The organism is Streptomyces sp. OfavH-34-F (genome assembly GCF_022347745.1).
GTDB lineage: Bacteria > Actinomycetota > Actinomycetes > Streptomycetales > Streptomycetaceae > Streptomyces.
This window is the reverse complement of the sequence record NZ_JAKRGC010000260.1, coordinates 1-9,264: the sequence shown is the minus strand read 5'-3', so window position 1 is coordinate 9,264 and position 9,264 is coordinate 1. Positions and strand designations below refer to the sequence as shown.

Here is a 9,264-nt window from a genome sequence, read left to right as displayed (position 1 = left end):
CGCTGCCCGCCGCCGCGGCCCGGCCGCCCGCCGCGCCCTCGGACGCCAAGCTGGCCGGACAGGCCACCCGGCACGACCTGACCCGCGAGCAGTTCTACTTCGTCATGCCGGACCGGTTCGCCAACGGCGACCGGGGCAACGACCGGGGCGGGCTGACCGGCTCCCGGCTGGAGACCGGCTACGACCCCACCGACAAGGGGTTCTACCAGGGCGGCGACCTCAAGGGGCTCACCGACCGGCTCGACTACATCAAGGACCTCGGCACCACCGCCATCTGGCTCGCGCCGATCTTCAAGAACCGGCCCGTCCAGGGCACCGGCAAGGACGCCTCGGCCGGCTACCACGGCTACTGGATCACCGACTTCACCCAGGTCGACCCGCACTTCGGCACCAACGCCGACCTCACGAAGCTGATCGACAAGGCCCACCGCAAGGGCATGAAGGTCTTCTTCGACGTCATCACCAACCACACCGCCGACACCGTCGACTACGCCGAGAAGACCTACGGCTACCGGTCCAAGGGCGCCTACCCCTACCTCGACCGCGACGGCCGCCCCTTCGACGACGCCGCGGGCATGGCGAAGGTGGACGCCGACTCCTTCCCGTACAAGCCGGTCGGCGGCGGCGGCAAGACGCCGTCCTGGCTCAACGACCCGACGATGTACCACAACCGGGGCGACTCCACCTACGCCGGCGAGTCCACCACCTACGGCGACTTCTCCGGCCTCGACGACCTGTGGACCGAACGGCCCGAGGTCGTCGCCGGGATGGAGAAGATCTACCAGAGGTGGGTCCGGGACTTCGACATCGACGGGTTCCGGGTCGACACCGTCAAGCACGTCGACATGGACTTCTGGACCCAGTGGGCCACCGCGCTCGACGCCTACGCGGCCAAGCACGGGCGCAAGGACTTCTTCATGTTCGGCGAGGTCTACTCCTCGGACACCTCCGTCACCGCGCCCTACGTCACCCGGGGCCGGCTCGACGCCACACTCGACTTCCCGTTCCAGGAGGCGGCCCGCCAGTTCGCCTCGCAGGGCGCCCCGGCCTCGAAGCTCGCCGCCGTCTTCGGCGACGACTACCGCTACACCACCGACAAGGCCAACGCCTACGAGCAGGTCACCTTCCTCGGCAACCACGACATGGGCCGCTTCGGGACCTTCCTCAAGCAGGACAACCCGAAGGCCGGTGACGCGGAACTGGTCCGGCGCGCCGGGCTGGCCAACGAGCTGATGTTCCTCAGCCGGGGCAACCCCGTCGTCTACTACGGCGACGAGCAGGGCTTCACCGGCGCCGGCGGCGACAAGGACGCCCGCCAGACGATGTTCGCCTCGCGGACCGCCGACTACCTCGACGACGACGAGCTGGGCACCGACCGCACCCACGCCTCCGACGCGTACGACACCGCGCACCCGCTCTACCGGAACATCGCCGCCCTCTCGAAGCTGACCCGGGACAACCCGGCGCTGCGCGACGGCGTGCAGACCGAGCGGTACGCCGAGGGCTCCGTGTACGCCTTCTCCCGCACGGACGCGAAGCGCGGCGTCGAGTACGTGGTCGCCGTCAACAACGGCACCTCCGCGAAGACCGTCGAGCTGACCACCGAGTCCGCCCGGATGGACTTCCGCACCCTGTACGGCGGCTCCGGCACCGTCCGCAGCGGCGCCGACAAGAAGATCACCGTCACCGTGCCGGCCCTGTCGAGCACCGTGCTGCGCGCCGCCGGGCCCCTCGCCGCCCCGGCCACCAAGCCCTCCGTCACCCTGAAGGCCCCGGCCGCCGGCGCCACCGGCACCGTCGAGCTGACCGCCGACGTGGACGGCGGCTCCCTCAACCGGGTCGTCTTCGCCGCCCAGACCGGCAACGGCAGGTGGACCACCCTCGGCACCGCCGACCACGCCCCGTACAAGGTCACCCAGATCATCGGCGACGACACCGCCGCCGGAACGCCGCTGCGCTACAAGGCCGTCGTGGTCGACCGCGCCGGCCGCACCGCGAGCGCCACCGCCGCCACCACCGCGGGCCGGGCCCCCGCCCCCGCCAAGCCCGTCGCCGTCGAACGCGACTACGCCGTCGTCCACTACAAGCGCGCCGACGGCGACTACGACGGCTGGCGGCTGAGGTCCGGCGACACCACCGCCGCCTTCACCGGCCGCGACGCCTACGGCGCGTTCGCCTGGGTCAAGGTCCCCGAGGGCGCCGCCACCGTCGCCTACACCGTCGAGAAGGACGGTACCGCGGACGGGCCCGAGCGCACCGTCGAACTCGCCGAGACCGGCGAGGTGTGGATCACCCAGGGCGAGGACGGCCAGACCGGCACCGCGCCGGACGGCGCCTACCCGGCCCCGGACACCACCAAGGCCGTCCTGCACTACTACCGGGCCGACGGCGACTACGACGGCTGGGGCCTGCACACCTGGACCGGCGCCAAGGAGCCCACCGACTGGGCCAGGCCGCTCCAGCCCGTCAAGAAGGACGCCTCCGGCCTCACCTTCGAGGTCCCGCTCGTGGACGGCGCCACCTCGCTCAGCTACATCCTGCACCGGGGCGACGAGAAGGACCTGCCCAGCGACCAGTCCCTGGACCTGGCGACCCACGGCCACGAGGTGTGGCTGCTCGGCGCCACCCCCGGCTACCTCCTGCCGCAGGCCGGCGGCATCCCCGCCCCCGACCTCACCAAGGCCGAGGCGCAGTGGATCGACGCCGACACCGTCGTCTGGAAGGTGAAGGCCACCGACGCCACCAGCCAGCAGCTCGTCTACGCCGGCAAGGGCGGCATCTCCGTCGTCGACGGCGCCCTGAGCGACGAGGGCCGGTGGCTGCGGCTCACGCCGTCCGCGCTGACCGACGCCCAGAAGGCGAAGTACCCGCACCTCAAGGACTACCCCGCCTTCACCGTCGACGCCCGCGACCGCGACCGCGTCCGCGAGGCGCTGCGCGGCCAGCTCATCGCCACCCAGCGCGCCGCCAACGGCGCCCTCCTCGCCGCCACCGGCGTCCAGAGCGCCGGAGTGCTCGACGACCTCTACGGCGAGAAGGCGAGCCGCGCCGCGCTCGGCCCGGTCTTCCGCCACGGCACCCCCACCCTCTCGGTGTGGGCGCCCACCGCCCGTACCGTCGCGCTCGAACTCGACGGCAAGACCGTCCCCATGCGGCGCGACGACCGCACCGGCGTCTGGTCCGTCACCGGAAAGAAGAACTGGAAGGGCAAGCCCTACCGGTACGTCGTGGACGTCTGGGCGCCCACCGTCCAGAAGCGCGTCACCAACAAGGTCACCGACCCCTACTCCACCGCCCTGACCGCCGACTCCGCCCGCAGCCTCGTCGTCGACCTGGAGGACCGCCGGCTCGCCCCCAAGGGCTGGGACACCCTCCGCAAGCCCGCCGCCGTACCGCTGCGCGACGCACAGATCCAGGAACTCCACATCCGCGACTTCTCCGTCGCGGACCCCACCTCGAAGCACCCCGGCGAGTACCTCGCCTTCACCGACACCCGCTCCGACGGGATGAAGCACCTCAGGCAGCTCGCCGACGCCGGCACCGGGTACGTGCACCTGCTGCCCGCCTTCGACATCGGCACCATCCCGGAAAAGAAGAAGAACCAGGCCGCACCCGCCTGCGACCTGCACGTCTACGCACCCGACTCCGCCGAACAGCAGGCCTGCGTGGCGAAGGCCGCCGCCAAGGACGCCTTCAACTGGGGCTACGACCCGCTGCACTACACCGTCCCCGAGGGCAGCTACGCCTCCGACCCCGACGGCACCGACCGCACGGTCGAGTTCCGGCAGATGGTCCAGGGGATCAACAAGGCCGGACTGCGCACCGTCATGGACGTCGTCTACAACCACACCGTCGCCTCCGGCCAGGACGACAAGTCCGTCCTCGACCGGATCGTGCCCGGCTACTACCAGCGCCTCCTGGAGGACGGCACCGTCGCCACCTCCACCTGCTGCGCCAACACCGCCCCCGAGAACACCATGATGGGCAAGCTCGTCGTGGACTCGGTCGTCACCTGGGCCAAGGAGTACAAGGTCGACGGCTTCCGCTTCGACCTGATGGGCCACCACCCCAAGGCCAACATCCTCGCCGTCCGCAAGGCCCTCGACGCGCTCACGCCCGCCCGGGACGGCGTGGACGGCAAGAAGATCATCCTGTACGGCGAGGGCTGGAACTTCGGTGAGATCGCCGACGACGCCCGCTTCGTCCAGGCCACCCAGAAGAACATGGCCGGCACCGGCATCGCCACCTTCTCCGACCGGGCCCGCGACGCCGTGCGCGGCGGCTCCCCGTTCGACGAGGACCCCGGCGTGCAGGGCTTCGCCACCGGCCTCTACACCGACCCCAACACCTCCACCGCCAACGGCACGAAGGCCGAGCAGAAGGCCCGCCTGCTGCACTACCAGGACCTGATCAAGGTCGGCCTCACCGGCAACCTCGCCGACTACACCTTCACCGACACCTCCGGGAAGACCGTCAAGGGCTCCGGCGTCGACTACAACGGGGCCCCGGCCGGCTACGCCGAAGCCCCCGGCGACGCCCTCGCCTACGCCGACGCCCACGACAACGAGACCCTGTACGACGCCCTCGCCTACAAGCTCCCGGCGGACACCACCGCCGCCGACCGGGCCCGCATGCAGGTCCTGGCCATGGCGACCGCCACCCTCTCGCAGGGCCCCGCGCTCTCCCAGGCCGGCACCGACCTGCTGCGCTCCAAGTCGCTGGACCGCAACTCCTACGACAGCGGCGACTGGTTCAACGCCCTGCACTGGGACTGCCGGGCCGGCAACGGCTTCGGGCGCGGACTGCCCCCGGCCGCGGACAACGAGGCCAAGTGGCCCTACGCCAAGCCGCTGCTGGCCAACCCGGAGATCAACCCGGGCTGCGCGCAGATCGACGGCACCGCCGCCGCGTACCGGGACCTGCTCACCATCCGCGCCACGGAGAAGGACTTCGGCCTGTCCTCCGCCGCCCAGGTGCAGTCCCGGCTCTCCTTCCCGCTCTCCGGCGAGAACGAGACCCCCGGCGTGATCACCATGCGCCTCGGTGACCTGGTCGTCGTCTTCAACGCCACGCCCGGCACCACCACCCAGAAGATCGGCGCCCTGGCCGGCCGGTCGTACACCCTGCACCCCGTCCAGGCGAAGGGCGCGGATTCTACCGTCAAGCGCTCCTCGTACGAACGGAGTTCGGGAAGCTTCACCGTTCCGGGACGCACAGTGGCGGTATTCACCCTGCGCTGACCGATATCAGGACTACCGTATGGGGCAGCCGTCCAGGGGGTGCCGCAGCTCGCACCCCCTGGGCACGCCTTCCACTCCACCCGGCCGGTTCCGGCCCCCGGCGCACGGCCCGGCGTCCCTCCTCGCCGGCCCGTGCGGACGCGGGGACCGGGACCGGCCGCTCCACCTGTGCAGCGACGGTGACGATGGCCAGCAACATCCCCGAGGAGACCACCAGCTTTGTCGGACGGACGGCCGAGCTGACCCATCTCGAACACGCCCTCACCACCGGCCGGCTGACCACCCTCACCGGCACCGGAGGCGTCGGCAAGACCCGGCTCGCCCTGCGCGCCGCCCGCCGCGCCGCGACCGCCTACCGCGACGGCGTCTGGTGGGCCGACCTCGCCCCCCTGCACGACGACGAACTGCTCCTCGCCACCGTCTCCGACGCCGTCGGCCTCAGCGACCACACCCTGCGCAACCCCATGGACGTGCTCTGCGAGTGGCTCGCCGACAAGCACCTCCTGCTCGTCCTCGACTCCTGCGAACACCTGCGCCCCGCCTGCGCCCACCTCCTCGGCGAGATCCTCACCACCTCGCCCGGCCTCACCGTCCTCGCCACCAGCCGCCAGCCCCTGGACCTGCGCGGCGAACAGCTCATCGAAGTCGATCCGCTGCCCGTCGACGGCGCCGCCGACGCCCTCACCCTCTTCCGGGAACGGGCCACCGCCGCCGCCCCCGCCACCCCGTTCCGCGAACCCGGCACCGCCGAGGCCGCCGCCGACATCTGCCGCCGCCTCGAAGGCATCCCGCTCGCCATCGAACTCGCCGCCGCCGCGGTCGGCCGGCAGAGCGTCCAGGAGATCGCCCACCGCCTCGGCTCCCGCCTCGACGTCTTCGCCGACGCCTCCCTGCGCCCCGTCCGCCACCGCACCCTGCGCACCACCATCGGCTGGTCCCACGAACTGTGCACCCCGCTCGAACGGCTGCTGTGGGCCCGGCTGACCGTGCTCCGCGGCGACTTCGACGAGGCCACCGCCGTCACCGTCTGCGCGGGCGGCCCGCTCGGCGAGGACGGCGTGCGCACCGCGCTGCGCGGCCTGACCGCCAAGTCCGTCGTCACCCGCGACGGCACCCGCCACCGCATGCTCGACACCCTGCGCGAGTACGGCCGGATGTGGCTGGCCGAACTCGGCGAGGAACGCGCCGCCGCCGACCGGCACGCCGCCTGCTTCCTGCGCCTCGCCCGCAACGCCCACGCCGGCTGGACCGGCGACGACCAGATCCTCTGGTACCACCGCATCGCCGACGCGCATGCCGACCTGTGCGCCGCACTCGACCACCTCCTGGCCCACGACCCCGCCGCCGCCCAGGAGATGGCCGGCCGCATCGGCTTCTTCTGGTGCTGCTGCGGCCATCTGCCGCAGACCCGCGGCTACGCCCAGCGCGCCCTCGACTCCGGACCGGCCGGCGGCCCCCACCGCACCCGCGTCCTGTGGGTCCTCGGCATGTGCGTCCTGCTCCAGGGCGACTACCCGGCCGCCGAACGGATCGGCGAGGAGTGCGTGCGCTCGGCCGCGGCGGACGGCACCGACGAGGGCGTGCTCGCCGCCGCCTATCTGCGCGGCCTCACCCATCTGATGACCGGCGAGCCCGGGAAGGGGCTGCGCGAGGCCCAGCGGGTGCTGCGCACCACCGGCTCCGGCAGCCGGCTCGAAGCCGCCTACCGGCTGCGCTGCCACCTCATCATCGTCTTCGCCCTCACCGGACTGGGCCGGCTGGAGGAGGCGGCGTCGGCGGCCGTCGTGCTGCGCGCCGCCTGCGACGCCCAGGACGAGTGCTGGACCCGCTCCTACGTGGACTACCAACTGGCCCTGATCGCCCTGCTCCAGGGCCGCGCCGCCCCCGCCGCCGCGCACGCCCGGGCCATGCTCGCCGGCAAGCACCGGCTCCGCGACCGCTTCGGCATCGCCCTCGGCCTGGACGTGCTGGCCGCCGCCATCGCCGCCCAGGGCGAAGGCGCCAGGGCCGCCCGGGTCTACGGCACGGGGCAGGTGTACTGGCGCATGGTCGGCCACCCCCAGCGCGGCACCCCCGAACTGGGCCCGGTCCGCGAGGCGTGCGAACGGCGCGCCCGCGAGGCCGTCGGCGACGCGGCGTACCGGCGCGCCTTCGAGCAGGGCCGCTCCGACAGCGCGGAGGCGGGACTGGCCCTCGCGCTGCACGGGGAACTGCTGACGTAGCACCGAAGGCGCGGGGCCGGCCGGGCGCGCCCGCGCCCACATGCTGAGTCACCGTTGTGCGCGTGCGCGGGTACGGGGAAGGCTGGCCGCTGTCCGCCCACCCGCCCGACCGCCCTGGAGACCGCCATGCCGCAGATCACCGTCGACTACTCCGCCGAGCTCGACGGGGCCTTCGACCGCCCCGCCTTCGCCCTGGCCCTGCACCCGCTGGTCGCCGAGACCGTCGACACCAAGCTCGCCGCCTGCAAGACCCGCTTCCGCCGGACCGAGGAGACGGTGGTCGCGGACGCGCCGGCCGGCGACGCGCTCGTCCATGTGGACATCTCGCTGCTGCCCGGCCGCACCCCGGAGACCAAGGCCCGGCTCACCGAGGCCGTCGTGGAGCTGCTGGCCGGCCACCTCCGCGCGGTCACCGGCCCCGTCCTGCACCTGTCGGCCGAGGTCCGCGACCTGGACGCCTCCTACCGCAAGGGCTGATCGCAGGGGGATCGGCCCCGCCCGCAACGCGCGGGCCGGGCCGGCGCACTTACCGGGTGAGACCGTTCTCCGGAAGGAACCACCCGTGCCCCGCTCCAGCCGCCGCACGCTGCTCCGCGCAGCCGTGGCCACGGCCGCCCTGGCCGCCACCCTGTCCGCCCCGCTGCCCGCGTCCGCGCACGACACCACCGCCGCTCCCGCTCCCGGCTGGACGGGCGAGGCGGCGCCATTCACCGACGCCACCCTTGTCGATGTCGCGCACACCGGCCGGGGCGGGATGTGGGCGGCCGGATTCACCGTGCGTACGGAGGGCAAGGCGACCCGCTTCCGGCCGGTCGTGGCCGCCCGCACCGCGCCCGGCGCTGCGTGGACCCCGGTGGCCCCGGCCGCCGCGGCGGCCGGGGAGGTCAGCAGCCGGGTCAACGCCATGGACGCGGACGGCGGCCGCGACGTGTGGCTCGTCGGCGACGACGCCGCCGCGCTCGGCGGCCGCGTCTACACCCAGCACTTCGACGGCAGGACGTGGCGGGTCGTGCCCGCGGAGCTGCCGGCCGGGTCGGAGGCCGGCTCCCTGCTGGACGTGGACGCGGGCCCGGCGGGTGCCTGGGCGGCGGGCTTCGCGCAGATCGAGGTCTCGCGCACCTGGAACGAGGCCAAGGGCGGCTGGATCATCGTCTCCCGGACGGCCGGGATCGTCCGCCACTTCGACGGGACGGCCTGGCGCGACGTCCCGCTTCCCGAACTGCCCGGCGACTACTGGTACCTGAACGCGGTACGGGCCCTGTCCGCCGACGACGTCTGGGCGGCCGGCTACGACGGCGACACCGGCAGTCCGCTGCTGCTGCACTACGACGGCTCCGGCTGGCGGCGCGTCGGCGCTCCCGGCGTCACGGACCTCCCCGGCCAGGCGCAGGGCCTCGCCGTCACCGCGGCCGGCGAGGTGTGGCTGGCCGGCGAGGACTGGTCGCCCGAGGACGGCTCCACCCGCGCCCTGGTCGCCCGCCACGACGCCACCGGCTGGCACCAGGTCCCCGTACCGGACGTCCCGGCCCGGCTGTTCGGCCTGACCGCGCGGCCGGGCGGCGGAATCGCCGTCGTCGGCCAGACGCTCGGCGAACGCCGGGACGCCCTGGCGTGGACGTGGCGGCGGGGGCGCTGGACGGACCTCGGGCTGACGCAGCCGGGCCCGGCGGACGGCGCCGCGCCGGTGGAGAACGCGGCGACCGGGGTGACCGGGGGCCGGGGCGGTTGGACGGTGGTCGGCACATCGACCGCCCAGGGCGCGGAGCCCCAGCCGTTCATCTCGGTACGGTCCCGGCGCGGCT

General features: G+C 73.4%; 4 protein-coding genes. All 4 read left to right on the top strand.

The window, feature by feature from the left end:
• Positions 1–2: 2 nt before the first annotated feature.
• On the top strand, positions 3–5,240 hold the full coding sequence (gene pulA, locus MHW47_RS27300) for a pullulanase-type alpha-1,6-glucosidase (protein ID WP_239226429.1): 5,238 nt from the start codon (positions 3–5) through the stop codon (positions 5,238–5,240).
• A 185-nt stretch (positions 5,241–5,425) separates the two neighbouring features.
• On the top strand, positions 5,426–7,462 hold the full coding sequence (locus MHW47_RS27295) for a regulator (protein WP_239226428.1): 2,037 nt from the start codon (positions 5,426–5,428) through the stop codon (positions 7,460–7,462).
• Between the two features lie 126 nt (positions 7,463–7,588).
• On the top strand, positions 7,589–7,939 hold the full coding sequence (locus MHW47_RS27290) for a 5-carboxymethyl-2-hydroxymuconate Delta-isomerase (RefSeq protein ID WP_239226427.1): 351 nt from the start codon (positions 7,589–7,591) through the stop codon (positions 7,937–7,939).
• A gap of 85 nt (positions 7,940–8,024) precedes the next feature.
• Positions 8,025–9,264 (top strand): hypothetical protein (locus MHW47_RS27285; RefSeq protein WP_239226426.1); only part of this gene is annotated, 1,240 nt, incomplete at its 3' end.

Bases quoted from the DNA above. Each gene is read 5' to 3' on its own strand.
- MHW47_RS27290 (WP_239226427.1), top strand. From the start codon at position 7,589: ATGCCGCAGATCACCGTCGACTACTCCGCCGAGCTCGACGGGGCCTTC.
- MHW47_RS27295 (WP_239226428.1), top strand. From the start codon at position 5,426: ATGGCCAGCAACATCCCCGAGGAGACCACCAGCTTTGTCGGACGGACG.